At 50.6% G+C, this 26385-nt stretch carries 34 protein-coding genes and 2 pseudogenes; 15 read left to right on the top strand and 21 right to left on the bottom strand.

Annotated features, from left to right (window positions below; genetic code table 11):
• The first annotated feature begins 25 nt into the window (after positions 1-25).
• Positions 26-1213 (top strand): CynX/NimT family MFS transporter, encoded by a 1188-nt coding sequence (locus AB8818_RS00180; protein ID WP_192981652.1) that lies wholly within the window; start codon positions 26-28, stop codon positions 1211-1213.
• Positions 1214-1245: 32 nt separating this feature from the next.
• On the opposite strand, the gene AB8818_RS00175 is transcribed toward AB8818_RS00180, so the two are convergent.
• Positions 1246-1953 carry a CTP synthase gene (locus AB8818_RS00175; RefSeq protein WP_192981655.1) on the bottom strand — a complete coding sequence of 236 codons (708 nt, stop codon included), beginning with the start codon at positions 1951-1953 and terminating at the stop codon, positions 1246-1248.
• A gap of 101 nt (positions 1954-2054) precedes the next feature.
• On the opposite strand from AB8818_RS00175, the gene AB8818_RS00170 reads away from it, so the two are divergent.
• On the top strand, positions 2055-2399 hold the full coding sequence (locus AB8818_RS00170; protein WP_166710793.1) for a DUF488 domain-containing protein: 345 nt from the start codon (positions 2055-2057) through the stop codon (positions 2397-2399).
• Here the strand turns inward: AB8818_RS00170 and AB8818_RS00165 are convergent, their stop codons facing one another.
• Together AB8818_RS00165 and AB8818_RS00160 are read right to left on the bottom strand one after the other, a co-directional pair.
• Positions 2400-2705, bottom strand: coding sequence for a hypothetical protein (locus AB8818_RS00165; protein WP_166710791.1), 306 nt, complete (start codon positions 2703-2705; stop codon positions 2400-2402).
• Between the two features lie 80 nt (positions 2706-2785).
• Entirely contained in the window at positions 2786-3040 is a 255-nt protein-coding gene (locus AB8818_RS00160; protein WP_192981658.1) for a DUF333 domain-containing protein, read from the bottom strand.
• A gap of 310 nt (positions 3041-3350) precedes the next feature.
• Between AB8818_RS00160 and AB8818_RS00155 the strand changes: the two genes are divergently transcribed.
• Together AB8818_RS00155 and AB8818_RS00150 are read left to right on the top strand one after the other, a co-directional pair.
• A complete protein-coding gene (locus AB8818_RS00155) occupies positions 3351-4370 on the top strand; it encodes a sensor domain-containing diguanylate cyclase (protein WP_163328877.1) in 1020 nt (339 codons plus the stop codon).
• A 45-nt stretch (positions 4371-4415) separates the two neighbouring features.
• Complete coding sequence (locus AB8818_RS00150) at positions 4416-4514, top strand: YoaK family small membrane protein (protein ID WP_014883431.1); 99 nt, start codon at positions 4416-4418, stop codon at positions 4512-4514.
• Between the two features lie 126 nt (positions 4515-4640).
• Here AB8818_RS00150 and AB8818_RS00145 read toward each other — a convergent pair whose 3' ends face one another.
• Positions 4641-4889 carry a GlsB/YeaQ/YmgE family stress response membrane protein gene (locus tag AB8818_RS00145; protein WP_028012758.1) on the bottom strand — a complete coding sequence of 83 codons (249 nt, stop codon included), beginning with the start codon at positions 4887-4889 and terminating at the stop codon, positions 4641-4643.
• Positions 4890-5167: 278 nt separating this feature from the next.
• Positions 5168-6652 (bottom strand): sensor domain-containing diguanylate cyclase, encoded by a 1485-nt coding sequence (locus tag AB8818_RS00140; RefSeq protein WP_370552272.1) that lies wholly within the window; start codon positions 6650-6652, stop codon positions 5168-5170.
• A gap of 193 nt (positions 6653-6845) precedes the next feature.
• Between AB8818_RS00140 and AB8818_RS00135 the strand changes: the two genes are divergently transcribed.
• On the top strand, positions 6846-8345 hold the full coding sequence (locus AB8818_RS00135; RefSeq protein WP_192981661.1) for an EAL domain-containing protein: 1500 nt from the start codon (positions 6846-6848) through the stop codon (positions 8343-8345).
• A gap of 1 nt (position 8346) precedes the next feature.
• On the opposite strand, the gene AB8818_RS00130 is transcribed toward AB8818_RS00135, so the two are convergent.
• The 3 genes from AB8818_RS00130 to icd form a co-directional block, all read right to left on the bottom strand.
• On the bottom strand, positions 8347-8592 hold the full coding sequence (locus AB8818_RS00130) for a DUF2543 family protein (RefSeq protein ID WP_163328873.1): 246 nt from the start codon (positions 8590-8592) through the stop codon (positions 8347-8349).
• 69 nt (positions 8593-8661) lie between these two features.
• Positions 8662-9009 carry a DUF1304 domain-containing protein gene (locus AB8818_RS00125; RefSeq protein ID WP_116340601.1) on the bottom strand — a complete coding sequence of 116 codons (348 nt, stop codon included), beginning with the start codon at positions 9007-9009 and terminating at the stop codon, positions 8662-8664.
• 77 nt (positions 9010-9086) lie between these two features.
• A complete protein-coding gene (icd, locus tag AB8818_RS00120; RefSeq protein WP_192981663.1) occupies positions 9087-10337 on the bottom strand; it encodes an NADP-dependent isocitrate dehydrogenase in 1251 nt (416 codons plus the stop codon).
• A 117-nt stretch (positions 10338-10454) separates the two neighbouring features.
• Here icd and rluE point away from each other — a divergent pair, with 117 nt between their 5' ends.
• From rluE to purB, 5 genes are read left to right on the top strand one after another with little or no spacing between them, the layout of a single operon-like run.
• Positions 10455-11108: a 23S rRNA pseudouridine(2457) synthase RluE gene (gene rluE, locus AB8818_RS00115; protein ID WP_163328871.1), complete on the top strand. Its 654-nt coding sequence runs from the start codon at positions 10455-10457 to the stop codon at positions 11106-11108.
• A gap of 9 nt (positions 11109-11117) precedes the next feature.
• Complete coding sequence (locus AB8818_RS00110; RefSeq protein WP_116340607.1) at positions 11118-11591, top strand: NUDIX hydrolase; 474 nt, start codon at positions 11118-11120, stop codon at positions 11589-11591.
• A 40-nt stretch (positions 11592-11631) separates the two neighbouring features.
• The gene (gene mnmA, locus AB8818_RS00105) at positions 11632-12744 is read left to right on the top strand and encodes a tRNA 2-thiouridine(34) synthase MnmA (RefSeq protein ID WP_028012751.1); all 1113 of its coding nucleotides are present in this window, start codon (positions 11632-11634) and stop codon (positions 12742-12744) included.
• A 26-nt stretch (positions 12745-12770) separates the two neighbouring features.
• The gene (hflD, locus tag AB8818_RS00100; RefSeq protein WP_013097081.1) at positions 12771-13400 is read left to right on the top strand and encodes a high frequency lysogenization protein HflD; all 630 of its coding nucleotides are present in this window, start codon (positions 12771-12773) and stop codon (positions 13398-13400) included.
• Between the two features lie 19 nt (positions 13401-13419).
• The gene (gene purB / locus AB8818_RS00095; RefSeq protein ID WP_192981666.1) at positions 13420-14790 is read left to right on the top strand and encodes an adenylosuccinate lyase; all 1371 of its coding nucleotides are present in this window, start codon (positions 13420-13422) and stop codon (positions 14788-14790) included.
• 395 nt (positions 14791-15185) lie between these two features.
• On the opposite strand, the gene AB8818_RS00090 is transcribed toward purB, so the two are convergent.
• Positions 15186-15347, bottom strand: coding sequence for a hypothetical protein (locus AB8818_RS00090; protein ID WP_155733624.1), 162 nt, complete (start codon positions 15345-15347; stop codon positions 15186-15188).
• A 143-nt stretch (positions 15348-15490) separates the two neighbouring features.
• Complete coding sequence (locus AB8818_RS00085) at positions 15491-16048, bottom strand: hypothetical protein (RefSeq protein WP_248202439.1); 558 nt, start codon at positions 16046-16048, stop codon at positions 15491-15493.
• 156 nt (positions 16049-16204) lie between these two features.
• Between AB8818_RS00085 and AB8818_RS00080 the strand changes: the two are divergent.
• A pseudogene (locus tag AB8818_RS00080) lies at positions 16205-16856 on the top strand (SOS response-associated peptidase); the annotation flags it as partial.
• 66 nt (positions 16857-16922) lie between these two features.
• On the opposite strand, the gene cspF reads toward AB8818_RS00080, so the two are convergent.
• Entirely contained in the window at positions 16923-17135 is a 213-nt protein-coding gene (gene cspF, locus AB8818_RS00075; RefSeq protein WP_072058474.1) for a cold shock-like protein CspF, read from the bottom strand.
• 287 nt (positions 17136-17422) lie between these two features.
• Between cspF and AB8818_RS00070 the strand changes: the two genes are divergently transcribed.
• Positions 17423-17641, top strand: coding sequence for a cold shock domain-containing protein (locus AB8818_RS00070; protein WP_042719078.1), 219 nt, complete (start codon positions 17423-17425; stop codon positions 17639-17641).
• 242 nt (positions 17642-17883) lie between these two features.
• Here the strand turns inward: AB8818_RS00070 and AB8818_RS00065 are convergent, their stop codons facing one another.
• Complete coding sequence (locus tag AB8818_RS00065; RefSeq protein WP_248202441.1) at positions 17884-18048, bottom strand: YnfU family zinc-binding protein; 165 nt, start codon at positions 18046-18048, stop codon at positions 17884-17886.
• A 148-nt stretch (positions 18049-18196) separates the two neighbouring features.
• Here AB8818_RS00065 and AB8818_RS00060 point away from each other — a divergent pair, with 148 nt between their 5' ends.
• Together AB8818_RS00060 and AB8818_RS00055 are read left to right on the top strand one after the other, a co-directional pair.
• The gene (locus tag AB8818_RS00060) at positions 18197-18424 is read left to right on the top strand and encodes a phage protein (protein ID WP_047652164.1); all 228 of its coding nucleotides are present in this window, start codon (positions 18197-18199) and stop codon (positions 18422-18424) included.
• A 172-nt stretch (positions 18425-18596) separates the two neighbouring features.
• On the top strand, positions 18597-18935 hold the full coding sequence (locus AB8818_RS00055; RefSeq protein ID WP_126327659.1) for a hypothetical protein: 339 nt from the start codon (positions 18597-18599) through the stop codon (positions 18933-18935).
• 376 nt (positions 18936-19311) lie between these two features.
• Here AB8818_RS00055 and AB8818_RS00050 read toward each other — a convergent pair whose 3' ends face one another.
• The 4 genes and pseudogenes from AB8818_RS00050 to AB8818_RS00035 all read right to left on the bottom strand — a co-directional run bounded on the left by AB8818_RS00050 (position 19312) and on the right by AB8818_RS00035 (position 21958).
• Entirely contained in the window at positions 19312-20580 is a 1269-nt protein-coding gene (locus AB8818_RS00050; protein ID WP_371199722.1) for a Y-family DNA polymerase, read from the bottom strand.
• A gap of 2 nt (positions 20581-20582) precedes the next feature.
• On the bottom strand, positions 20583-21002 hold the full coding sequence (locus AB8818_RS00045) for a translesion error-prone DNA polymerase V autoproteolytic subunit (RefSeq protein WP_047652162.1): 420 nt from the start codon (positions 21000-21002) through the stop codon (positions 20583-20585).
• Between the two features lie 172 nt (positions 21003-21174).
• Positions 21175-21733: pseudogene (locus AB8818_RS00040) on the bottom strand (recombinase family protein).
• Between the two features lie 30 nt (positions 21734-21763).
• A complete protein-coding gene (locus AB8818_RS00035) occupies positions 21764-21958 on the bottom strand; it encodes a hypothetical protein (protein WP_331395772.1) in 195 nt (64 codons plus the stop codon).
• A gap of 58 nt (positions 21959-22016) precedes the next feature.
• On the opposite strand from AB8818_RS00035, the gene AB8818_RS00030 reads away from it, so the two are divergent.
• Positions 22017-22520: a tail fiber domain-containing protein gene (locus AB8818_RS00030; protein WP_371199721.1), complete on the top strand. Its 504-nt coding sequence runs from the start codon at positions 22017-22019 to the stop codon at positions 22518-22520.
• Here AB8818_RS00030 and AB8818_RS00025 read toward each other — a convergent pair.
• The 5 genes from AB8818_RS00025 to AB8818_RS00005 form a co-directional block, all read right to left on the bottom strand.
• Entirely contained in the window at positions 22517-23740 is a 1224-nt protein-coding gene (locus AB8818_RS00025) for a tail fiber domain-containing protein (RefSeq protein WP_275018496.1), read from the bottom strand. The two genes, AB8818_RS00030 and AB8818_RS00025, sit on opposite strands and share 4 nt — an antisense overlap.
• Before the next feature lie 57 nt (positions 23741-23797).
• A complete protein-coding gene (locus AB8818_RS00020) occupies positions 23798-24037 on the bottom strand; it encodes a cor protein (RefSeq protein WP_072052383.1) in 240 nt (79 codons plus the stop codon).
• Between the two features lie 108 nt (positions 24038-24145).
• Complete coding sequence (locus AB8818_RS00015) at positions 24146-24823, bottom strand: hypothetical protein (protein ID WP_211994798.1); 678 nt, start codon at positions 24821-24823, stop codon at positions 24146-24148.
• Positions 24823-25125, bottom strand: a complete 303-nt coding sequence (locus AB8818_RS00010) for a hypothetical protein (protein ID WP_149323862.1) — start codon at positions 25123-25125, stop codon at positions 24823-24825. The genes AB8818_RS00015 and AB8818_RS00010 overlap by 1 nt, the downstream gene beginning before the upstream one ends.
• Positions 25125-26385: DUF1983 domain-containing protein (locus tag AB8818_RS00005; protein WP_371199719.1), on the bottom strand; the 1261-nt coding region annotated here is incomplete at its 5' end. The genes AB8818_RS00010 and AB8818_RS00005, both read right to left, overlap by 1 nt.

Raw genomic sequence — 26385 nt, 5'->3', positions numbered from 1 at the left:
GCTCGCTTGAACGTATGAGAACACAATGACTACTGCTCTTCGCACCTCAGGAAAACACGGCGCGCTGTTAATCGCAGGCATCCTGATGATTGCCACCACGCTTCGCGTCACCTTTACCGGAGCAGCCCCGCTGCTCGATACTATTCGCCTCGATTATGGCTTAAGCACGGCGCAAACCGGCCTGCTGACCACCCTGCCCCTGCTGGCTTTCGCCCTTGTCTCGCCGCTCGCGGCAGGCGTTGCCCGGCGTATCGGCATGGAGCGCAGCCTGTTTGTCGCCTTGCTGCTGATTTGCGCCGGAATTGCGGTTCGCTCCCTGCCTTCCGCCACCCTGCTTTTCATCGGAACGGCGGTAATTGGCTGCGGGATCGCGCTCGGGAATGTGCTGCTGCCCGGCTTAATCAAACGTGATTTCCCGGGCCAGGTTGCCCGACTCACGGGCGCCTATTCCCTGACAATGGGCGTCTCGGCGGCGTTTGGCTCAGCGATGATTGTTCCCCTGGCCCAGGGTAGCGCGGGCTGGCATGGCGCGCTGCTGATGCTGATGGCGTTTCCGCTGGTCGCGCTGCTGCTCTGGCTGCCCCAGTGGCGTCAGAAACACGTTGCGACGGTAACGGGCGCCGGCGCGCTGCATAATCGCGCCATCTGGCGCTCGGCGCTCGCCTGGCAGGTGACGCTATTTCTGGGAATTAACTCGCTGATTTACTACGTCATCATCGGCTGGCTGCCGGCGATATTGCTCAGCCACGGCTACAGCGAAGCGCAGGCCGGCTCGGTGCACGGACTGTTGCAGCTGGCCACGGCCGTGCCTGGGCTTGCCGTGCCGCTGATCCTCCACCGTCTGAAAGATCAGCGAACCATTGCAGGCGCAGTGGCGCTGCTGTGCGCGGTAAGCGCGGCGGGGCTATGGTTTATGCCTGACATGGCGGTGATGTGGACGCTGGTGTTCGGCTTTGGTACCGGGGCAACGATGATCCTCGGCCTGACGTTTATCGGGCTGCGCGCCAGCTCCGCGCACCAGGCCGCGGCGCTGTCAGGTATGGCGCAGTCGATTGGCTATCTGCTCGCCGCCTGCGGTCCGCCGCTGATGGGTAAAATTCACGATTCGACTGGAGACTGGCGCATCCCGCTTCTCGCCTGCGCGCTGGCCGCTGTCGTCATGGCCATCTGCGGCGTACTTGCCGGGCGCGACCGCGAAATCACGCCTCGTTAAACACGGTGGCAGACCATAGGGTCTGCCTTTTTTTAACCGCGCGCCGCGCGCAGCATTGCCTGCACCAGCACCACCGGACGCCCTTCCAGCGCAGCACGCTCGTGCTGGAATAAGGTGATCACAAAGAACGGATGGGTCACCAGCTCCGCAGCGCGGATTTCTCCCTGCTCGTCCCAGCCCGTCACACGCATATCACCGCTCTCCAGTTCCTGCGCAAACGCCGCCGACACGCCATAATTACAGTGATAACCCTCAACGATTTCCGGCTTTCCGTAGGCCTTCGCGATCAGCGTATTATTACGCAGCTCAATGGCATCGGTTTTTTCCACCAGCGAGCAGGTCAGCGGCGCAATCACCATCGTGCCTTCGGTATCCGTCTCAGCATGTGCCGCGTCGCTCCAGCCCAGCACGTTACGGGCATACTCAATCAACGCATGCTGGAATCCACCGCAGGTGCCCAGGAACGGAATGCTGTTTTCACGCGCGTAGCGTGCGGCAATAAAGGCCGCCTCGATGTTTTTATAGGGGCTTGCGGGAACCAGCCAGATGGCATCGTAGCCCACCAGATCCTCAGAACTGGTTAATTCCGTGGTGGCTAGCCAGTCGTAATCGGCGGTGAGGTCAAGGACCGCGGCGGCGTCGTCAATGGCCAGTGGGATCGCCTTGTGTGCAATAACATCAGGATTGTAATCGCCAACCAGCGCAATGCGCAGCGTCGTTTTAACCGGGAGGTGTTCCATGAAAGGTTCCTTATGCCAGAGTATTATCAGATAACATAAGGAACCTCAGACTACCGATCTTCTGCAATTATCACAATACCTTAAATTGGGAGGGTGGAATCATGATCCAATGCAAACGCGTCTATGAGCAGGCAAGCCCGGACGATGGGTATCGGGTTCTGGTGGACAGGCTCTGGCCCCGCGGGATGAAAAAAACGGACCTCGCGTATGACGAATGGTGTAAAACGCTCACGCCGTCCAGTGCGTTACGCAAGGACTTTCATAGCGAAGCGATTGATTTCGCGGCGTTCACTCAAGCCTACAAGGAAGAGCTGGCGCAGCATAAGGACGAAGGAGAGCGTCTGGCGGCGCTGGCGAACAAGCAGACCGTAACCCTGCTCTACGGCGCGAAGGACACGAAGCAGAATCACGCTCTGGTTTTAGCCGACTGGCTGCGCCATCTGTGATCAGCCGACCGCCAGCGCATCCTGGATTTGTGGAGCTTCGTCCGGGGTGAGCGGCATCAGGTGTTCGGCGCGAACAAACGCAAAACCGAGCTGATTGTCAAAGGCGTAAACATCACCCGTCACCAGCCAGAGCGCGCGGTCCGCGCTTGCGGGCAACTGCGTCATCACGCCGTTGACCGGGTTAACGAAACGCAGGCCTGGCTGGCAAAGACCAAATAGCTCAACAGATTTACCAATATTGCGACGTCCAGACGCCGTACGGGCACCGATGATCATCGCCATGCTGCCCGGTTTTAGCTGAAACATACTTCTCTCGCGGTAACGGTAGCCAGGTACTGGCTAAGAATAATCCTAAAGAGAAGTGTATCGCAGCGACTATCCCTTTGTCACCTGGTGGGTTGCGGATGATCGCGACGATAGAGCGTCCATTCGTCGATCGCTTCGCCGCCAGGCAGCCTGCACTCGGTGCGGACACCCTGCGGGCTTTGAATCGGGACCTGTTCCCCACCCTTTTCAAGGCAGTAAACGGAAGCCGGGTTCGCCATGCCTACGGCGTGCGGCGGTTTCGGGGCGTCGGGTGGGGTTGTTTTTGCGGTGCAGGCAACCAGGGGAAGCGCCAACACCAGAAGCAGAAATCTCATCTCATTGATCCTTTTAGCATCATCGTTAGCTAAGGGTAACGGCTTGTCGCCGTATTCTCCATGATTTCTCCATTCTAACTGCATTTTTCAGCGCTATAGTCCGGCATGTTCTCACTATGACCAGAGAACATCATTCCGTAATCAAGATGTCTTTGCCCCGTTCACAACAACGGGGCTTTTTTCCCCGCCTAATCCCCCTTCTTTCAGCCTGTATTAAATTTTCTGCATTCATGTTTAACTATGCTGGAAGCCTACGAATTCAGCATAGCATGCAGATGCAGACGTCTTCTGCTGGGAGTCTTTCTACGTCATGTCGGATATTATCCTTGCCCGTGTTTCAGAAACCCTCGCCACTGAACAATCCCTTGAAGGTCTCGTTCGTCAGCTGCTGGAGATGCTGGAGATCGTGACGGATATGGAGTCGACTTACCTCACTAAGATCGATATCGAAGCCCGACTGCAGCATATCCTGTATGCCCGCAACAGCAAGCAGATGACAATCCCTGAGGGGCTGAGCGTCCCGTGGGATGAAACTCTGTGTAAGCGTGCGCTGGACAGTGATACCGTATTCAGCAACGACGTTCCCGAACGCTGGCCAGAGTGCGAAGCGGCGAAAGCGCTCGGTATTACGACCTACATGAGTATTCCTGTCCATCTTGCGGATGGTTCACTCTACGGAACGCTCTGCGCCACCAGCACGGCCAGAAAGCCGCTTAGCGAGCGCGGTGAACAGGTTCTGAAGTTATTCGCCGGGCTGATTGCCCAGTCCATCCAGAAAGAGTCTCTGGTGACCCAGCTTCGTGAAGCCAATGCGGCCCTTATTGCACACTCCTACACAGATGCCCTTACAGGGTTACCCAACCGTCGCGCCATTTTTGAGGATCTGACCACCCTGTTTTCACTGGCGCGACATCTGAAACGTAACGCCATCATTGCCTTTATCGATCTGGATGATTTCAAGCTGATTAACGATCGCTACGGGCATGAAGCAGGCGACCAGTTCCTGATTGAAGTGGGCAAGCGTTTGGCCGCAGAAAAACAGCAGGACGATATCATCGGTCGGCTGGGCGGCGATGAGTTTCTGGTGGCCTCCCTGAGCAATGCCGGGAATGAGGAGCAAATTAACCTTCTCAGAACGCGTCTCAGCGCCCGCATTGCGGGGGAATACTGGCTGGGTACCATCAGCATCATTTATCCGGGCGCCAGCCTCGGCGTTATCGAAGTGGATCCCGGGGTAACCGATCCGGACAGTGCGTTACGTGCCGCAGATATCGCGATGTATCAGGATAAGAAAGGAAAAAGCAAAACAGGCTTTCTCGTTATGGATTAACCCCGTACACTCTACGGCGTTACAGAAACCGAAACAGGTGATGATATGAGAATAGGGATCCTCTTCCCGGTCGTTATTTTTATAACGGCGGTAGTCTTTCTGGCGTGGTTTTTTGTCGGTGGTTACGCAGCTCCGGGGGCATAAATGAGAAAAACCACCCTCATTATGTTGCTCGTTGCCGTCGTGGCGTTTGCCGGCACACAGTTTGGCTGGTGGTAAACCCGCTACGTAAAAAGGCCGCCATCTGGCAGCCTTTTTAACGCTTCAGTATTAGCTTTTGATCTTTCTGTAGATAAACAGCACAACCAGCGCGCCGATCACCGCGACCGCGAAACTGCCGAAGTTAAAGCCATCGACTTTACCAAAACCGAACAGCGTACTGATCCAACCGCCGACTACCGCGCCGACAATACCCAGTATTATGGTGACGATAAACCCACCGCCATCTTTGCCCGGCATGATCCACTTCGCCAGAATACCCGCAATAAGCCCAAAGATAATCCAGGATAAAATTCCCATAACTTTCCTCTCTGTATGGTTTTTGTCATTAAATCAACGACACAAAAAGGATAGCACAGGATCTGAGAAAGGAAATTTGTGATAAGCCTCACAGAGAGCATGTGAACATTTCTTGATCAATATGCCCTTCCACAAGAAATGTGGGGTTGCATCTTTTGTTGAGAAAGATTATCTTTCTCAACACTGAATAGTTGAGAAAAACACTCAGGTATTCAGTACGACATTGCTCACATTGCTTCCAGTATTTCTTGCCCACTCATGAGTGGGCTTTTTTTTGATCATGCCCCAACAAAAGCGTGCCGGTTGCGTCCCCCGCGTTTCGCCTGATAGAGCGCCTGGTCGGCAGCATTAATAATATTCTGCTGGCTATCCGCGATGTTGACAGCACGCGCACTGGAGATCCCTACGCTTACCGTGACCCGCCCGAAGGGACTAAACGCGTGTTCAATTTGCTGAGAGAAAACATTGCGAATAATCGTCTGCGCAAGGCGGAGCGCCTCCTGAATATCCGTTTCAGGCAAAATCAACGCAAACTCCTCCCCGCCATAACGTGCCACAATCTGGTTGTCCCGGGTGAGACTTTCCCTGAGGCAGTTTCCCAGCAACGCCAGGCATCTGTCTCCTTCCGGATGGCCGTAGTTATCGTTGTACTTTTTGAAGTAGTCCACATCCACAAGGAGCAGCGAAACCGGCGCGTCCTTTACCGCACACGCCGCAATTTCCGAGAGGATTTTTTCATCAAAGATGCGCCTGTTATAAAGCCCTGTCAGCGCATCCTCCGAGGCAATAATTTTTAGCGCTTTGTTATCCCGTGTTTTTCTGGATAAGTCGGAATAGAGGAAACAGGACGCCACGATGAGTGTCGCGGTAAAGACCAAAATAAGTGCGGCAAGCTGAATCGCCTGCTTGCGCCACGGTGAAAGGGCTTCATCGATGCTTACCGCTACCGTCGTAACCAGTCCGTAGCGTCTGTTTTTCTCATAGGCATAAATGCGTTCGATTTTATCAAACCGGGAGACAGAGCTGGCTATACCTGTATTTTGTACCTTGAGGTATTTTCTGAAGAGAGGTGAATCAGAAAAAATCGTACCGATATAGTTATTTTTAAAAGGATAACGAATCAGTAAAACGCCTGCTTGTGTCGTTAAACCGATAACACCCGCGTGACCAATATTTATCTGTCCATACAGGGCCAGAAAATTTTCGATACCCAGTGTCACCACCACAACACCGTTAAACGCACCGGTGTGGGTTTCAAGTCGTCGGCTAAGGGTAATAACCCATTTACCATTAGTTCTGCTTATCACCGGCTCACCAATATAAATCTGCTGACTTTTATTTTCCTTGTGGTAGACAAAAAATGCCCTGTCCGCGCCTTTATGGGGACCCGCAAAATTTTTGTGCAACGCGGTGAAGATATCCCCATGCGCATCATAGACAACTACATTATTAATCTGAGTAAGAAGATTATCCTGATTGCTTATCATTCGCTGAATATTGATCGCCTGTTGAGGGGTCATGCCATAAATTTCAATTGTGTCGGAAACGGTGGTAATCAACATTTCACTTTGGCGGATGATCCCTTCAGTGTAGACGTTCAGGGTATGGCTCAAATTGGCAACGCTGGTATTGATCTGCTGGATTGACTGCTGTCGGGACGTGGCAATCTGGACGGCAAGCGACAATGAAACGATCAGTGAGACAATGATGACGGTAATGGTTGTTGTGTAAAAAGTATTTTTCACATGCACGAGCTTTTCCACCTTATCACGCCAGTCATCCCTGGCTGACAACTGTTGTCACTGTAACAAAGCTCTGGTTAAGAGGAAAATGAATTGCACTTAGGCAGGCGTTCATTTCTCTGGAGTAGCCCGGCTGCCGTTATTATCACGCTTGTAGCTTGCCCTGCCTGTGTTAAGATTTGAGAAATCAGGGAGCAGACAGGGTATCCGGAAAATGAAAAAGATCATTGCCGTTGCTATCGTTTCAGCGTTTCTGGTCTTCCTGTCTCTTTATGCGGTCAACGCGGTTATCGTGGGTCAGCAGAAAAGCAAGCAGCTTGAAATTTCCCGTACCCTTTTACACTATTCGGAAAGTTTGACCCAGAGCGTGGCACAGACACTCAAAAGCCTGAGCGCTCAGGGATGTGACAAAAGCAGTCTCGATCGCTACCGGCAGATAAAGCTTGAAAGCCGCTATCTTGCAGACATCGGTTATATAGAACAGGGAAAAATAATCTGTACCGCTTTTTGGGGAAAACTCGCTAATCCTGTCCCGCTTCCTGCGGAACTGCATAAAACGCCCAGAGGATTCCTCCTCGCGCAATTTTCCAGAAAAGATTTTTTTACCGGCAATGCGGCCATCTATAATAATCTTATTATCTTCACCTCCCGCAACGCTTACGATAAATTCATCCCGGTCACCGCAAACTACTCTCTCAGCACAACCACAAAAGACTTCGGCAGAATATTTTTTTCGGCGACCCCGGAGTTAAAACAGCAGAGCGGACTGCATTCCTCTTTGTTTACCCTTACACTCACCCAGTGCAGCGCATCCTGGGATTTGTGCGTCATTGTGAAGCACCACAATGCGGGACTGGCCTCCCTGTCGCCCGTCGTGTTTACCGTGCTCGCAGTCATTTTATGTTTTATCTGGGTGGCGATAACGCTATTTTTCTTTCGACTCAATGAAGATCGATTCTCACTGGAGCGGACGCTGGTTAAAGCCGTTTTTACCAACACTATCGGCGTGCACTACCAGCCTATTGTCAGGATTCAGGATAAAAAAATAGTGGGTGTGGAAGTTTTGTCCCGATGGCGTGATGCAAAATACGGTGACGTCTCACCGGAACTGTTTATTCCACTAATCAAAAAAATAGGCCTGTATAAAAAATACTACATTAATATTCTCGAAAAATCCCTTGCGGATATCGCACCGCTTGTTATTAAACATCGACTGGTGGTTTCGCTCAATGTAGGAAGAACGGAAATAGAAGATGGACAATTTATCAGCATCTTACGCCGTCTGTGTTTAGCTAATAACATTCCCCTGTCTCTGGTTAAAATCGAGCTTTCTGAAAAAGCCGTTTCCACGGAGACTATTCTGGAGGATTTTTGTAAGGAGTTAAAATCGCTTGGCGTGAAGATATCCATTGATGACTTCGGGGTGCAAAACTCAAACCTGGCCCGACTCTCTCTTCTGGAATATGATGAGATCAAAATCGACAAGTCGCTGGTCGACGGCATCAGCGAGCATTATAAGCAGAATATTTTTGTTATCTTTTGTGACGCCCTCGCAAAACTGAATAAAACGCTTGTTTTCGAAGGCGTTGAGAGCGAAATACAGTATCGCTTTATTGCAGAAAGATATCCCGAGGCTTTCGTTCAGGGATGGTATTTCTCAAAATCGGTCACCCGGAGTGAGCTTGCGAAGCAGCTCACTGGTGTCGCTCGGTAGGTTATTCATTTCCCCACTGATTGAGGAAATTCGCAATATCATCAATACGTTCGGCATGAACTCCAGCTTCACGCGCCATCTCTTGCTGGGCTTCCTCATCAATCTCCTCATTATTCGACAAACGCGTGAGAAGCAGCTGGAAATAATGCGCCAGCGGGTCCTGCTCCGATTCACTCACGGGCTTTGTCGCTTCCGTCGCGTATTCTTCGACGATGTCATAATACTTCAGTGGGATTTCGTTATTCATAACAGTGTTAACCTTTCAGGGTGAAGCCAAAAGTATATCCGACGACGGACGGTTGACCAACGCGTTGCGTCAGAGAAGCAGCGCAAGCAGGGCCGCGAGAGCAGGTAATGCCTGAACGTACAGTATCTTCCGGCTGGCCGTCGCTGCGCCAAAGAGACCGGCAATCAGCACGCAGACCAGGAAGAAGATGGCCACATGGACGCCTTTTTCGCCAAGCCAGAGGCTCCAGACCAGGCCCGCCGCCAGAAAACCATTATAGAGCCCCTGATTCGCGGCCAGCACGCGGGTTTCCCGCGCAAAGTCGGGACGCAAATTAAAGGCCTTGTGCCCTGTTCTGGTGTTCCACAGGAACATTTCCAGCACAAGAATGTAGACATGGATGAATGCAACGACAGCAATAAGAACAGTAGCGAGCATCGTGTTATTTCCTGCAGGCAGAGGCAAAAAAAACGGGAACCCTCAGGCCCCCGCTCTTATTTAACCCAGAATCTGGATTACATGTTCGCGATGATCGCGTCGCCGAACTCTGAGCATTTCAGCAGCTTAGCGCCTTCCATCAGACGTTCGAAATCGTAAGTTACGGTTTTCGCGTTAATCGCGCCTTCCATACCTTTAACGATCAGGTCTGCGGCTTCGAACCATTCCATATGACGCAGCATCATCTCTGCGGACAGGATGATAGAGCCTGGGTTCACTTTGTCCTGCCCGGCATATTTAGGCGCAGTACCGTGGGTCGCTTCGAACAGGGCGCACTCGTCACCGATGTTCGCACCAGGGGCGATACCGATACCGCCAACCTGCGCTGCCAGGGCGTCAGAAATGTAGTCACCGTTCAGGTTCATACAGGCAATGACGTCGTATTCTGCAGGACGCAGCAGGATCTGCTGCAGGAACGCATCGGCGATCACATCTTTAATGATGATCTCTTTGCCGGTGTTCGGGTTCTTAATCTTCTGCCACGGGCCGCCGTCGATCAACTCACCGCCGAACTCTTCGGTCGCCAGCTGGTAGCCCCAGTCTTTGAACGCGCCTTCGGTGAACTTCATGATGTTGCCCTTGTGAACCAGGGTCACAGAGTCACGGTCGTTGGTGATCGCATATTCGATGGCCGCACGCACCAGACGTTTGGTCCCTTCTTCGGAGCACGGCTTGATGCCGATACCGCAATGCTCAGGGAAGCGAATTTTCTTCACGCCCATCTCTTCGCGCAGGAATTTAATCACTTTTTCTGCGTCAGCAGAGTCCGCTTTCCATTCGATACCCGCGTAGATGTCTTCTGAGTTTTCGCGGAAGATAACCATGTCGGTCAGTTCAGGGTGCTTAACCGGGCTTGGGGTGCCCTGATAGTAACGAACCGGACGCAGACACACGTACAGGTCAAGCTCCTGACGCAGTGCCACGTTCAGGGAACGGATGCCGCCACCAACTGGGGTAGTCAGTGGGCCTTTAATAGCAACGCGGTATTCGCGGATCAGGTCCAGCGTTTCCGCTGGCAGCCAGACGTCCTGGCCATAAACTTGAGTCGATTTCTCACCGGTGTAAATTTCCATCCAGGAAATTTTACGCTCGCCTTTGTAGGCTTTCTCAACAGCGGCATCAACCACTTTCAGCATTGCCGGGGTAACGTCTACGCCGATACCATCACCTTCGATGAACGGGATAATCGGATTGTCAGGAACGTTAATCTTGCCGTTTTGCAGGGTGATCTTTTTACCTTCCGCCGGAACAACTACTTTGCTTTCCATTAACCTCTCCTTCGAGCGCTTCTGGTTGTTACTGATCTTATGTTAATAAATTGTAATGAGCCCTTCGATAGTACCTGATTGTCCTGCGCCATGAAAGGTCTTCGTTATTAGGCTATAATGCGGCAATTGATAACGCCTGAAAATACCATGAAGAAAACTTCTTTTACAAAACACCGGGTTGAGCGATTCAGCTCGCGACAAGCCACCAGACGCCCCCAGCAAACCCAGCCGAAGCGGGTGATTTTGTTCAATAAACCCTACGATGTTTTGCCGCAGTTCACCGATGAGGCCGGGCGCAGCACGCTGAAGGATTACATCCCCGTTCAGGGTGTTTACGCCGCCGGGCGTCTGGACCGGGACAGCGAAGGACTTTTGGTCTTAACCAATGACGGCGCTCTGCAGGCGAAGCTCACGCAGCCGGGCAAACGCACCGGAAAAATTTACTTCGTGCAGGTCGAGGGCGAGCCGGACGAAGAGACGCTGGCGAAATTACGCAGCGGCGTGACGCTGAACGACGGCCCCACCCTGCCCGCCGGTATTGAACGCGTGAATGAGCCGGAGTGGCTGTGGCCGCGTAACCCACCCATTCGCGAGCGCAAATCCATCCCGACAAGCTGGCTCAAAATCACCCTGTATGAAGGCCGCAACCGTCAGGTGAGGCGCATGACCGCACACGTCGGCTTCCCTACCCTGCGTCTGATTCGCTATGCCATGGGCAGCTATACGCTGGATACGCTGGCAAACGGCGAATGGCGCGACGTTGCCCCTTAAGGAGAAACGATGTTTAAACCTCATGTTACGGTCGCCTGCGTGGTGCATGCGCAGGGAAAATTCCTCGTTGTGGAAGAGAGCATCAACGGCAAGGCGCTGTGGAATCAGCCTGCCGGGCATCTTGAAGCCAATGAAACGTTGCTGCAGGCCGCGAAGCGCGAGCTCTGGGAAGAGACGGGCATTCACGCTGAACCGCAGCACTTCATCCGCATGCACCAGTGGATTGCACCCGACAGCACCCCATTCCTGCGCTTTTTATTTGCCGTTGAGCTTAGCGAAACGTGCGCCACTGAACCGCACGATGACGATATCGATCGCTGCCTGTGGGTCACCGCCGAGGAGATCCTGAACGCGCCAAACCTGCGCTCGCCGCTGGTTGCGGAAAGCATCCGCTGCTGGCAGTCAGACACGCGCTTGCCGCTGGGTGTCATCGGAGAATTTAACTGGCCGTTTACAGAGGGTGTCAACGGTGGGGGGGCGTGATAGAATACGCCGCCTTGAAGTTCAATGTCGTGAGTATTCCATGTCAGATAACAGCCAGAAAAAAGTGATCGTCGGCATGTCCGGCGGTGTCGATTCCTCCGTTTCCGCCTACCTGTTACAGCAACAGGGCTATAAGGTGGAGGGCCTGTTCATGAAGAACTGGGAGGAAGACGATGGCGAGGAATACTGCACTGCCGCTGCGGATCTCGCCGATGCGCAGGCCGTATGCGATAAGCTCGGCATTGAACTGCACACCGTTAACTTTGCCGCAGAATACTGGGATAACGTCTTTGAACTGTTCCTTGAAGAGTACAAAGCGGGCCGTACGCCGAACCCGGATATTCTGTGCAACAAAGAGATCAAATTTAAAGCCTTCCTGGAATTCGCCGCGGAAGATCTGGGCGCTGACTACATTGCGACCGGTCACTACGTGCGTCGTGCAGACGTGAATGGCAAAAGCCAGCTGCTGCGCGGCCTGGACGGCAACAAAGATCAGAGCTACTTCCTTTATACGCTGAGCCACGAACAAATTGCGCAAAGCCTGTTCCCGGTTGGCGAACTGGAAAAACCGGAAGTGCGTAAAATCGCTGAAGAGCTGGACCTGATCACCGCGAAGAAAAAAGACTCTACCGGTATCTGCTTTATCGGCGAGCGAAAGTTCCGTGATTTCCTTGGCCGCTACCTCCCCGCGCAGCCGGGTAAAATTGTCACCGTTGATGGCGACGAGATTGGTCAGCATCAGGGGCTGATGTACCACACGTTAGGCCAGCGTAAAGGCCTGGGTATTGGCGGGACCAAAGAAGGCAGCGAAGATCCGTGGTACGTGGTCGATAAAGACGTCGAAAATAATATTCTGGTTGTCGCCCAGGGCCATGACCACCCGCGTCTGATGTCCGTTGGCCTTATCGCGCAGCAGCTGCACTGGGTCGATCGCGAGCCGCTGAAAGGCACGCTGCGCTGCACGGTGAAAACGCGCTACCGTCAGACCGATATTCCTTGCACCATTACCGCGCTAGATGACGACCGCATTGACGTGCGTTTCGACGAGCCGGTCGCCGCCGTTACCCCAGGTCAGTCCGCTGTCTTCTACAGCGGTGAGATCTGCCTGGGCGGCGGGATCATTGAACAGCGCCTGCCGCTGCCCGCTGTTTAACCGATTGCACACATAAAGGAGACCGTGTGGCGAAGAATTACTATGACATCACCCTGGCGCTGGCGGGAATTTGCCAGTCAGCTCGTCTGGTGCAACAGCTGGCGCATCAGGGTCACTGCGACGCTGACGCCCTGCACGTTTCGCTCAACAGCGTTATCGACCTCAACCCCGGTTCAACTCTGGGTGTGTTCGGCGGCAGTGAAACCAATCTTCGTCTCGGTCTTGAAACCCTGCTTGGCGTACTTAACGCCAGCAGCCGTCAGGGGTTAAACGCGGAGCTAACCCGCTACACCTTAAGCCTGATGGTGCTGGAGCGTAAGCTGAGCGCCGCGAAAGGCGCGCTTAATACCCTGGGCGATCGCATCGCCGGGTTACAGCGTCAGCTCGACCATTTTGACCTGCAGTCCGAAACGTTGCTGAGCGCCATGGCGGGCATTTACGTTGACGTCATCAGCCCGCTGGGCCCGCGTATTCAGGTCACCGGATCCCCTGCCGTACTGCAAAGTCCGCAGGTACAGGCAAAAGTGCGCGCGTCCCTGCTGGCAGGGATCCGCGCTGCCGTGCTGTGGCACCAGGTTGGCGGTGGCCGCCTGCAGTTAATGTTTTCTCGTAATCGCCTGACCACTCAGGCAAAACAAATTCTTGCTCATTGTTAACCTCCCGGAGTTGCGAATTATGGAATTATCCTCACTGACCGCCGTATCCCCTGTCGATGGACGCTACGGCGATAAAGTCAGCGCGCTGCGCGGGATCTTCAGCGAATATGGTTTGCTGAAGTTCCGTGTTCAGGTTGAAGTACGCTGGCTGCAGAAGCTGGCCGCCCAGGCAGCAATCAAGGAAGTTCCTGCTTTTGATGAAAAGGCAAACGATTACCTTGATAAAATCGTTGCTGAATTTAGCGAAGAAGACGCCGCGCGCATTAAGACCATTGAACGCACCACCAACCACGACGTGAAAGCGGTTGAGTACTTTCTGAAAGAGAAAGTGGAAAGCGTCCCTGCCCTGCACGCGGTATCCGAATTCATTCACTTCGCCTGTACTTCCGAAGATATCAACAACCTGTCTCACGCGCTGATGCTCTCCACCGCGCGTAAAGAGGTTGTGCTGCCTTACTGGCGTAAAATCATCGACGCGGTTAAAGCACTCTCCGTGGAATACCGCGATATTCCACTGCTTTCCCGTACCCACGGCCAGCCGGCCACCCCATCCACCATGGGTAAAGAGATGGCGAACGTGGCGTACCGCATGGAGCGCCAGTATCGTCAGCTGGAAAAGGTTGAAATTCTGGGCAAAATCAACGGCGCGGTCGGTAACTATAACGCCCACATCGCCGCTTACCCGGAAGTGGACTGGCATCAGTTCAGCGAAGAGTTCGTGACCTCGCTGGGCATTCAGTGGAACCCGTACACCACCCAGATTGAGCCGCACGACTACATCGCCGAGCTGTTTGACTGCATCGCGCGCTTCAACACCATCCTGATCGACTTCGATCGTGACGTTTGGGGCTACATCGCGCTGAACCACTTCAAGCAGAAAACCATCGCCGGTGAAATCGGCTCCTCCACCATGCCGCACAAAGTGAACCCCATCGACTTCGAAAACTCTGAAGGCAACCTGGGCCTGGCGAATGCCGTGCTGCAGCATATGGCGAGCAAACTGCCGGTTTCCCGCTGGCAGCGCGACCTGACCGACTCCACCGTACTGCGTAACCTGGGCGTGGGCATCGGCTACGCGCTGATCGCGTATCAGTCCACCCTGAAAGGCGTGAGCAAACTGGAAGTGAACCGCGATCGTCTGCTGGACGAACTGGATCACAACTGGGAAGTGCTGGCAGAGCCGATTCAGACCGTGATGCGCCGTTACGGTATCGAAAAGCCGTACGAGAAGCTGAAAGAGCTGACCCGCGGTAAACGCGTTGACGCCGAAGGCATGAAGCAGTTTATCGACGGTCTGGCACTGCCGGAAGAAGAGAAAACCCGCCTGAAAGCCATGACCCCGGCGAATTACATTGGCCGCGCCATCACCATGGTTGACGAGCTGAAATAACGTCCTTCCTCCCCTTTCCGCCCGGAAAGGGGGTTGCTTTTCCCCGGTTTACTGAATGTTTATCCCCACAGCAACATAATCAGCGTTAGACTGCATAGCAAAAAACACAACCATCCCTAAAACAATTACTTAGTTAACAATCAGCAACTTACATCAATTGCATTGCGGACATTATCGGACGATAATGGTCATTTAAATGCCCCAAATCATGCCCCCAGTAGGATTTTGCCCCCAATATTGCCCCCAATTTTTTGTGTGTTTATATTGATTTACTGATTTGAGACCTCATCATGAAGTCGATAGTCTGGCATTAGCATCATCTATGCCGTGGTGCCTCTCCGCCAGATTTTAGGTATAAAAAAACCCGCACTGAGCGGGTTGTTTTTTGTTTGGTATCACGCAGCCTGTGTTCGCGTTGGTTCACCGGAATTGTCCATTCCAGCATCACACATATCTTCCAGCTTCTGCGGATCCAGACCTTGCCAGAAAGCTGTAGCTTGTCCAATCAAGGCCAATGTATCGACTACATCGAACTTAGCTTCTTGATCTTTCATCATGTGCACCCTCATACCATACAATTTAGTTAACTGATCCGTTAACTTGTTCGTGCAGTATAAGTGGTGATCAGTAATTTATCAAATCGCTAAATAGCAAAAAGTGCGTAAAAGTGACTGAGAAAAATTGACATAAACTTAACTCACTACATGGCTCTCATAGCATCCTTGAGTGCATCCTCAATTTCTCCAATAGTCGCACATAAGTGAGGCATACTGAGTGCATCTTCGTAAAAACCAAATTTCCTGTAAAGTGGTATGTATCTTTCTTTAGGATTCATGACATAAATTTCATCATGAGAAGTCGCTTTAGCAACCGTGTGAGCGAAGATTAGCGTCGAAAGCCAAACACGTTTAGTGAGAGCCGTTTCTTGAGTTTTCAAGAAATTTTCCACCATGCAAATTTCTAATCGCTCACGAGGTCTGTCTATACGACAGAGAGCAGCACCACCCGGGAAGGTATCATCGAGTCCCTTTATTCTCATAGAGAGATCAAGCATATCGCCGTTTAAGGGGTTTCCGTATTGTTGGAATGCCCATGGCCATGGAAGAGATCCGAAAGCCCCAGTCATCAGCAAACTTAAGTCACCTGGCTGAAGTTTTCCATACCCTAACCCCCAACCATACTGATCGGAAACAGATTGCACTGCATTAATGCAAAAGTCGTGAACATGGGCAGGAGAAAGGCCGGGTTTCTGCATCATCTTCGAATCCGTGTCAAAAGTTGAGGATATTGTATCAAGAAAAAACAAGAGAGGATGCGCCAGAGATGTAAAAGATGTGTATAGAGAAAGAATCTACATATGAACCTTATATATTCACCTAATACCTATACTTAAATTTGTTGAATGGAGGTTTCTATGTGTGGACGTTTTGCACAAGCCCAATCCCGTGAAGAATATCTGGCGTACCTAGCCGATGAAGCCGATCGCGACATCGCTTACGACCCTGAGCCAATTGGACGTTACAATGTGGCCCCCGGAACAAAAGTCCTTCTGGTTAGCGAACGCGACGAGAAACTGCATCTCGATCCGGTTTTTTGGGGTTACGCTCCAGGATGGTGGGACAAGCCGCCACTGATAAACGCGCGCAGCGGCCATCAGCAGGATGTTTAAACCTCTCTGGCGACATGGAAGGGCGATCTGTTTCGCCGATGGGTGGTTTGAATGGAAGAAAGAAGGCGACAAGAAACAGCCCTACTTCATTCACCGGGCAGACGGTCAGCCTATTTTCATGGCTGCAATCGGCAGCACGCCGTTTGAGCGCGGCGATGAATCGGAAGGTTTCCTGATAGTGACATCTGCAGCTGACAAAGGCCTGGTGGATATTCATGACCGCCGGCCACTGGTTTTGTCAGCAGTAGCAGCAAGGGAATGGATGCGTCAGGACGTTGGAGGGAAAGAAGCTCAAGAGATAGCGGCCGACGGCGCTGTACCAACCGACAAGTTTATCTGGCATGCGGTGGCCCGTGATGTTGGAAATGGAAAAAATCAGGGGAGAAAATTGATAGAACAAGCAGATATATATTCTGCAGTTCTTTTGATGCGCACTTTATATTTGGCTCAATATTATCTTACTTTAAGAAAGAAATATATTTGCAGCCATCGGACCACTAAGTCCATTTATACGATAAAATTCAACACGAACACCTGGCTTTAACGTTTGGCTTTCACTATTACTTAACGCAGAAACATGCAAAAAAACATCTTTTCTGCCATCTGATGGGATAATCAATCCCTTTCCGCTCTTGAAGTCAAAACTTTTGACAATTCCTGTCATTTTACGAGACAAATATTTTCCTAATGGTAATCCAGATTTCACTATACAGGATCAGTTAATAATAGCTAACACTATTTTAACGGCCTTCTAGAAGGCTAAGATAAAATTTGCTTAATCATTCAACACGTGCCTTAATGGTTTGGCTGATTCGGTGCGATGATGAATCTAACTTTTCCAAAAGCCGTTCTCATAACTAGGTGTTATCTCTGATATCCCTCCTCTTGAGTCCATACATATACCAGCATACGTTTCTTATCATGAACTTGCTTGTCAGTTTGAAATGTTCAAACGGAGTTTGTATGTCATCTAAAATCATAGGTCTTGTTAAGTGGTTTAACGAAGATAAGGGGTTTGGCTTTATCTCTCCACTCGATGGAAGTAAAGATGTTCTTGTTCACACTTCTTCCCTGCTGGGAGAAACATTTAATACTCTTTTTGAAGGACAAAAAGTCAAATTCGCTATCATAGCTGGAACTAAAGGTCCAATCGCTGCCAATGTAACACTTTGCGATAGATAATTTTTAGATGGTTTGCTTAAGCCAGCATGACTTTATCAGTGAAAGGTGATGTTCGGTTACTCACATCATTACAACAGGCCAGCATATTTACTTACCATCAAGTTTGCTGACCGATGTGATGAAATGCAGGACTGCTGCATGAACAGTCTCAAAGCAGAAGCTAACTGCTTATAAAATACTAAAGTGCGTAAGAGGTTAGGCAGCCTCCAAAAGCATCACTTCTTATTTTTTTAATAATTTTTTTAGAAGCGCTGGGAAGATTTGAACAAAGCACAGCAGTATGGGCACACCAACTGAGCCCCCTTTTGTACACGATTGTAACTATGTTCGGAATCTTTTGAGCAGTTTGGACAAGGACATTTTACTAAATAATTTCGGCGGAATTGAATGTTTTTACGTGCAGACATAGACTTCTCCAGTTCAAATGGACCGTTACAGTACACGTTAAGAAAGTATAATGCTTGTTTTAATTTCGAAAGAGGCAAAAAAAATGAACAAACAGAACCCTTTCGACCACCTGCAGGGGCTAGAAACCCTCAAAATACATGGTGATATATGAAAAAAGTAATCATTTTTTTTAATGGTAAGCCAAGTAAAGTTATCACTGTGCTTAAAGGTGTGACATCAATACGCGAAGAATATCCTAATGGAGAAGTGATAAACCTTCAGATAATGTCAGCAGGTTTTCCCTCTTTAACAGGTGACCATGAAGTGGTCCATGTGGCATCAGATCGAGAGCTTACCTCTCAGGAAATATTAGATGCGGCGCAGAAGTATCTTTGACGCCAGGGATTCAACGCAGACATTCATGAAATCATTATTATAACTACGTTTAATTATTATAGTCTGCTTAACGCAGGCTTTTTTTACCCCCACACAAACATTTATAATTAAGACATGTACATCCAACACCATGGCAATATGACTTTATTGCTGAGGCAACCATAAGGCTTCCATGAAAATCCTGCATTACACAGTATTAATAGTTCTTGAAGCCCCATTCTCAGATAATAATATCAACCCTCTTATCTTGGGTCTCTTGCATGACCGAAACTATTCAAGTAAGTCAAACCGAGGTGTCAAACTTCCATCCCATGCATTCATTGGTTCAGAGGGTCAGGCAGTTTTAGAGTGGGAGTCTGAAAAAGATGGAGCAGAAAAACTAAAAAAAAGACTCTACCAGATGCTGCATGGAATTACACGTTTAGAAAAATCTCCCACAGCAATTTTTCTAATGATTTGCCCAGAAGATAAAACCTTAACCTTTGTCTCAAGACTTAAAGTAAAAAAATGAACATCGATATTTTAACCTTCATCATCTGAAAATTCCGTGACCGTGAAAACTGCGAAAGAAAATTATGAGGCACATCAGTAAATACTGTATCATTTGCTAAGCATTGCTGTTACATTCGGTTTAATGATGAATCCTCCTCAGCGGCAGGGCTAATTAACCTGATGATTTGTATATCCAGCGGCTCATCCTGAATTTCTGAAGCAGCGAGTCACGAGTGGTTAGTTCAATGACTCACCGGGAGGCACCCGGCATCATACCCATAAGCCCCTGTATAATTGCAGGGGCTTATTTACATTACAAAAGCATAGTAGTAGACATATTAATCTTAATACTCATAGCCGATAATTAGGTTCGAATGAATATACCGTTTAAAGGATCATCTAACTTTTATTAGGTCTGAATACCTCGTAGTATACCGTGGAGATAACATATCCCGTTTCATCTGCCACTGCTGCTGTATGCCCTGCCCGGCAAAATAAAGCGTTCCCTTTCCATCTTTCCCGTTCAGATAATCCAGAACTTCCATCAACCTCTCGCTACCAGCACGCGGCGCGTTCTCATCGAACAGGTTGAGCTGGGCCACGCCTTGGCTGAAAAAATCCCCAAGCATGATCCCTGCCTTCTGGTACCGGTGGCCATCCTTCCAAATTTTGTCCAGACACTTTACAGCGGTGTTGATGATGTCGCGAGAATCCTGAGTGGGGGTGAGAAGCTTCATGGACGCACTGTTACCGTAATACGGCTCGTTAAGCGCAAAGGGAGAGGTTTTCACGAACGTAGAGATAAAGCGGCAGTACTGATGTTCACCCCGCAGTTTTTCAGCACCACGGGCGGCATAGCTGCAAATAGCCTGGCGCATCTGTTCATACTCAGTAACGCGTTCGCCGAATGACCGGCTGCAGACGATTTCCTGCTTAGCTGGTGCAAACTCCTCCAGATCCAGACATGGTTCGCCGTGCAGTTCCCGGACAGTTCGCTCCAGGACGACATTGAAGTGCTTTCGAATAATCCACGTACTCTGCTCTGAGAGGTCGAGAGCCGTTTTGATGCCCATGGCGTTCAGCTTCTTACTGATGCGCCTGCCGACGCCCCAGACGTCCTCCACCGGAACCAGAGCAAGCAGTCGGCGCTGGCGATCAAGATTGGATAGGTCCACTACCCCGCCCGTTTGCCGCTGCCATTTTTTGGCGGCATGGTTTGCGAGCTTAGCGAGGGTTTTGGTCTGCGCGATGCCGACCCCAACTGTCAGGTGCGTACGCTTTAGAACCGTAGCGCGGATCTCTTTCCCGAAGTCAGTCAGGTCCCGGCAGTTGCGAACGCCAGTCAGGTCGCAAAAAGCTTCATCGATACTGTAAATTTCGACGCGGGGGCTCATTTCCTCAAGCGTCGTCATTACCCGGTTCGACATGTCTGCGTACAGTTCGTAGTTGCTGCTGAAGCAAACAACCCCAGCGCGCCGAAATAAGTCCTTTTGCTTGAAGAAAGGCTCTCCCATTGTAATTCCAGCGGCCTTGGCCTCGGCGCTGCGTGCGATTACACAGCCATCGTTATTCGAGAGAACGACAACCGGTCGCCCTTTCAAATCGGGCCGAAACACCGTCTCGCATGATGCGTAGAACGAATTCACATCACAGAGCGCAAACATACTCAGCTCGCCGATTTGACGATGAAAGTAACAACGCCGAAAACGTCGAGCGTATCTTCGCTGCCTACAACAATCGGGCTATAGGCGCTATTCATTGGGATGAGTTGGACAGTTGGACGTAGCTGCAGGCGTTTAACAGTAAATTCCCCTTCCACCGCGGCGATGACAATGTCACCGTGCTCAGCTGTGCGCGAACTGTCCACCACCAGCAAATCACCGTCGCTGATCCCGGCCTCGATCATTGAATCGCCAGCGGCTTTAACGAAGTATGTGGAGCTCGGGTGAGCGACAAGTAACTCATTGAGATCGATACGCTGTTCAACGTAATCAGCTGCGGGACTTGGGAAACCACACTGAACTAAGTCACTGAAAAGCGGGAGAGCGATAATTTCTCGCAGTTCTGCAGGCCTGATAAATTCCATTGCACACACCTCAAATACTGTTTTTATATACAGTAGTTTTATTTGTAAATGTTCGCAAGATACAGGACCTACCGTCACTGTTTAAAGCTTCGCCGTTTCGTTTCTAAGTTTCTATGTCTCTTCGGATTATGAGTTTTGTAAATTTTATTGCCGCACTTCTATGTGAGCAGATTTAAACCTGTTTTGAAGCAGGGAATTTTTTATAAAGCGTGCAGACGGCAACGTCATAAATTATCGCTACCTGCTTCCTATCCAGGCCGTTTGCAATCAATCGGCCCGCCTGGTCCCATTGTTCCTGGGTAAGGCTTAGGACGCCTGCCGCCGATTCTCCCTTTCTCACGAGCTGCAGCCAGACCTGCCCGGGTGCGTTCCACAATCAACTCCCTCTCCATTTCCGCCAGGGCCGACATGATATGAAAGATAAAGCGCCCCATAGGGCTGGATGTATCGATACTGTCCGTGAGGCTCTTAAAGTGGATCCCGCGCTGCCGGAGTTCGTCCACCAGTAGCACCAGATTACGCATGCTGCGCCCAAGGCGGTCCAACTTCCAGACCACCAGTGTGTCCCCCTCATTCAATGCCTTGAGAAGCTTTTTGAGTGCTGGCCGGTTTGCCACTGTTCCGCTCATTTTTTCTTCGAAAATCTGTTCACATCCTGCGCGTTCGAGCGCTTGCCGCTGAAGATCCGTATTTTGGTCATTTGTTGACACCCTTACATAGCCAATTTGCATATTTTTCACCCAGTTATTTCTGCACAAAAATCAGGTGAAGTTATCGGCCAGGCCGCTCGAGAGCAATCTATAAAACGTCGGTTTAGGAAACAGCGCAATCAGGGACGTCGGCGCAGCGGCGGGAACGGTCGCAGCCGGCGATGATTCACGGCTGGGTACGGTGAACGGAAAATCAGGAGGCACGATTTCATCTGCTTTAAATGCCACTGGTTCAATAAATGTCATTACTCAGTCCAGCAGTTTCGGAGTATTTGCGTTCAAGTATCCGGGCTCTCTGGATAGTATGTCCTACTCCTTCTGCGAAAATTATGGTGATCTGGTATTTGTCACAACCCAGGCAGCCAAACCCGGCACAGAAAAATATTTCGCAATGCGGGGAGATAGATTTATTACCCCTGGAAATATCACCTGCGCATCACTGACACAGACTTCAGATGCGGATAAAAAAGACGATATCAAAGCCATCGAGAACGCACTCGACAAAGTAATGAGCTTAAGTGGAGTGACATTCAACTGGAAGGATAGCGGTCTTCCATCTGCTGGGGTTATTGCCCAGGAACTCATCAAAGTTATGCCGGAGGCTGTCGGGTCAGTATTTGAAGATCATGATCAGTATGAGTCAGTTGAAGAAGTTAATGAGGCTGGTGAGGTGACAATCACCCAGCAACTGACAAGAAAAAGAGATGACAGTAAGCGCAGCTATACGGTGGAATATGCAGGTGTTATCGCACTTTGCCTCCAGGCCATTAAAGAACTTAACGCCAAAATCGAAGGCAGGTCGCGTTAAGATATTCCTAGTTGACGCTCAAGGTTTTCAACTTTCACCATTAAAGCAAGGATCGCCTCATGGTGAAGAGCCGCGGCAACACCAAACGTATCAACAGATTTTACATCCTCAATCTCTGTTCCATTTCGTAAGGTTGTTTTCCCATAAGATTTCACAGCGTCAGGAAAAGCCTTCTCAACTTCCTGAGCTATGAAGCCATACCCATGCGCAGGAGTGTCGAGGCGGTCCCATTCAACGCCTCGAAGCTGCTGCATTTTCATAAGTGGATCAGCGATTACCGTTACATTTTCTTTGATACGCTCATCAGATGCCGTTACCCAATTGCCTGTGGCAGCGCCATTGGAATGGAAAACCCAAGTGACCATCCCTTCCTGATTCGACCCTTTCAGGTTTAGTGTGACATTATCAAAATTAGCCCCGCCACCACGGGCTCCCCCGAAAGACCATTCTCCTGTATACCAGGTACCTTTGATGAGGTTGACGTAATTACCTGTATTTGGGTTATAGCCACTGGCCACGACCAGGCTGATGCCATTATTCATCAATCCACCGCCACCATTATCCCCGGAATTGACGGCAAATCCGGGGTTACCGTTAATCCCTGGCTGGACTGTAATTGGGCTCGTAATTTTCCCACCCGCTTTCTGATCGACAGTATTCAAGCGCGAATCATCGCCGGCTGCGACCGTTCCCGCCGCTGCGCCGACGTCCCTGATTGCGCTGTTTCCTAAACCGAGGTTTGTGCGAGCGCCTGATTCGGTTGTCGAACCGGTACCCCCCTGGTTAACAGGCACTGCCCCGCCACTCTTCGTTGCCATATTGTCAGACAGATATTTCCATGAAGGGCCGTTGAAGGTAGTGCCGTCTGGCAGCTTCACTGTGATGTTTCCAGCGGCGCTGTAAACCTGCTGCCAGTTCTGTTTGTCGTAATTCAGTCCACGCAGCGCTTCAGCACTTTGCGCCACTAGCGCGGCAGTTACCATGTTCAGCGCCACGCGGGGGACGGCTGACCATGCAGCGCCGGATTGCGTTGGCCCGGTGAAGTTACTGACAAGCGTGAGCTGCGTGTCACTGTCGACTGTTTTCACTGGCAGCGTATACGGAACCCCGCCCACAGTAGAAACAATGAAGTCACCTGCGGTGAGTTCTGTTGCGAATGAGGTTCCAGAACCGCCAACAATAGCGGACCCGTTTGTCAGGGTGATGGTACCTGCCGACATAAAGGACTCCTGAATTCAGATAATAAAAAAACCCGTCGGAGCGGGTTTTCGTGTTGTTCATTTTAAACAGGTTGACCTGGTGAAGTTGTTTTTACTTATCCACCGCCAGCTGAAAGGATATCCAGCTTTGTATTCAACCTGGTTTGCTACTTGTCGCACACCATATATCTGTACGGTTTGTTCCTGCCCACCTAAAAGGGTTACAGCCTCACACACAGGAAGCTGCTTCTCAAAGATGTTTGCTGAGCAAGCAGAAAGAAGACAGACAATTAGCAAACTACCGAGTATTTTTTTCATTTTTTATCCCTGAGGTAATTCGTACTTTGAAACTTAACCTGACGGGAAAATTAATGAAAATAGATTGAGCAGATCAATATCGATTAATTGATCGTTTTAAACGATCAATTAATCGAATGCAGTCGTGTTGATTGCCGTCAAAGCTATTCCAGTCGTAGTCCCACCCGCAGCAGAACCGGTAGCCGTTGTCGAAGGCGCCGCATTAATCCTGGTTGATGAACCATTAAACCGACATCCTGAGTAGGCAGTGATATTCACAATAGTGGGTGGTTTAGTGTTATTGTTCTGGATGATCTGGGAGCCAAGAATAGCGGGTGCCACCGCATAACTACCAGGCAGAGTGACGTCAATATTAATTCCACCTGTCGTAGCTCCTGGCGTCCCAACAGTCACAAGGTCACTCAGTATCCGACTCTCGTTTGTCAGAACCAGCTTCCCGGTGGCATCCCAGATAGCAAATCCCCATTTGGGCAATGTCTGAGGATAAATAGCAAAGATGTAAGCCGTTAATGTATGTGACTGTCCATAGGCATTGCTCGATCCAACAAGAATATTTCCTCCTGATCTGGCTGCAGTAACCATAGTAGGCTGAGCAGTATCACTCGTTTTGCAAAAAACCATTGCCGGATAAGAAACATCCAGAGCTATTGTTGCAGATGCACCGTGATATGCCCCGCTTGCTACTGAGTCAACCACTACCTTCCTGTAGAGACAAAATGGTGTGGACTGTGGCGTAATAAAGGGATTTCCATTATCCAGAGCTATCAGTGCGCCATAATCTGCCATTATGCCTTCTCCACAAAAACTACGAGCTCACATTCAGAGGCTGGATAGTTTCCAATCCCAACGCTGTTTGCCGCGCCAAGAGTTATCGTATTTCCGCTGGCGACGATACGGCGCCCCACCGAGACCGCTCCCCTATCCAGAGAAACGACAAACCCGACCTTCATTCCTGCCGGAATTGTAAACGACCAGCTTCCGGAGTTTTGCCCCTCAGAAAGTTGAATACGTCCGACCACAGATACTGGCTTAATACCGTAATTATTCGGGTTACCATTGGCATCCCATGTCTGAATGCCCCACGTCATTAAAATACCCCTGTAAGTTTACCAATCTGTACGCGGAGGACGCCGTTCGCATCCCTGATACTGTCAGTAACGTTCGTGGTCTTTCTTGCGCCCTGCCCGTCACTGCCGTAGTTTTCCCAGGAACCCCCTTTGTCCAGTTTCCATCCGGCCTGTCCTGGGACGTAATTGTTGGACTGGATAAAGTTGCCGATTTTGGCATTGGTGATAGTCCCATCCTGAATAAAACCTGAACTGATAAAGACCTGGCCATTAACCACCGCGAACGGTGAATATTGCGTATTACTACTGCCACTCATCAGCACGAACTGATTAGCGTTAAAACCAACACGGGTAACTACCGGCTTCCCGGCCTCAGCAAGCACGGCAATCGACATCCCGGCGTTGTACATCATCCCGTTTATCCTCACGCCTGTTTTGAGGGTGTAGATTGCAGAAGCACCGGAGGCATCGACGACGGCTGTAAGTTTGTCTTCCAGTGAAGCAGTGACGTCCTCTATCCGCGCCTGTACCTGCGTTGATAGTTCGGCCATTGCCTTATCCACCTCTGCAATAGTCGTTTTCACAACCAGGATATCGGCACGTACCTCTCCGTATTGCGCCCATTGATGTTCAAAGGTTCCATGGTTGGCCAGCGCGTTCTGCATTGCAGCTTCAAGATTGGTATCAATATCGCTGGTCAGGCGGTCACCGTCGGCCGAGGTAAGGAAATCGTATGCAATATCACCCAGATAATCATCGGCGTTATCGTTAGACATCCCCCTGATCCAGTCGGTATAACCGGACTCGTTACCCGTTCTGTCAACCAGCTGCGCGCGGTACCAGAATTCCTGCCCTGCTTTAAGGCCGAGCTGGGTGTATTCCGCAGATGGATAAGGCACATCTGAGAGCAAGAGTGGATTTGAAAAGTCACTGTTGGCTGTGTACTGAATTTCCGTTTTTAGCGTATCGCCGGTGTTTGCCGGAAAACCCCAGTTCAGACAGATCCCCCAGTTAATGCCCGTGGCCGTGAATCCTACTGGCTTAGGCGGATTACCTACTTTGCCGGTCAGGGTCTTCTCTTCCGAATATCCCCATCCGGAGGAAATTTCAGCGGCATTAATTGCGCGCACGCGCACCAGGTAGCGCCCGGAATAAATCCCCGGGACGTCAAATGACGTGGTGGAGCTGCGCGGCATGTTCACCCAGTTTCCGTCATTGCGGCGCCACTGCCCCTCATAGGCGATAGCGTTCTGCGCCTGGTCCCAGCTGACGCGCATCGTT

The organism is Enterobacter sp. KB-280D8 (assembly GCF_041399405.1).
GTDB lineage: Bacteria > Pseudomonadota > Gammaproteobacteria > Enterobacterales > Enterobacteriaceae > Enterobacter > Enterobacter cloacae_N.
Note: the sequence above shows the minus strand (reverse complement) of the source record. Positions and strands in the feature narration are given on the sequence as shown.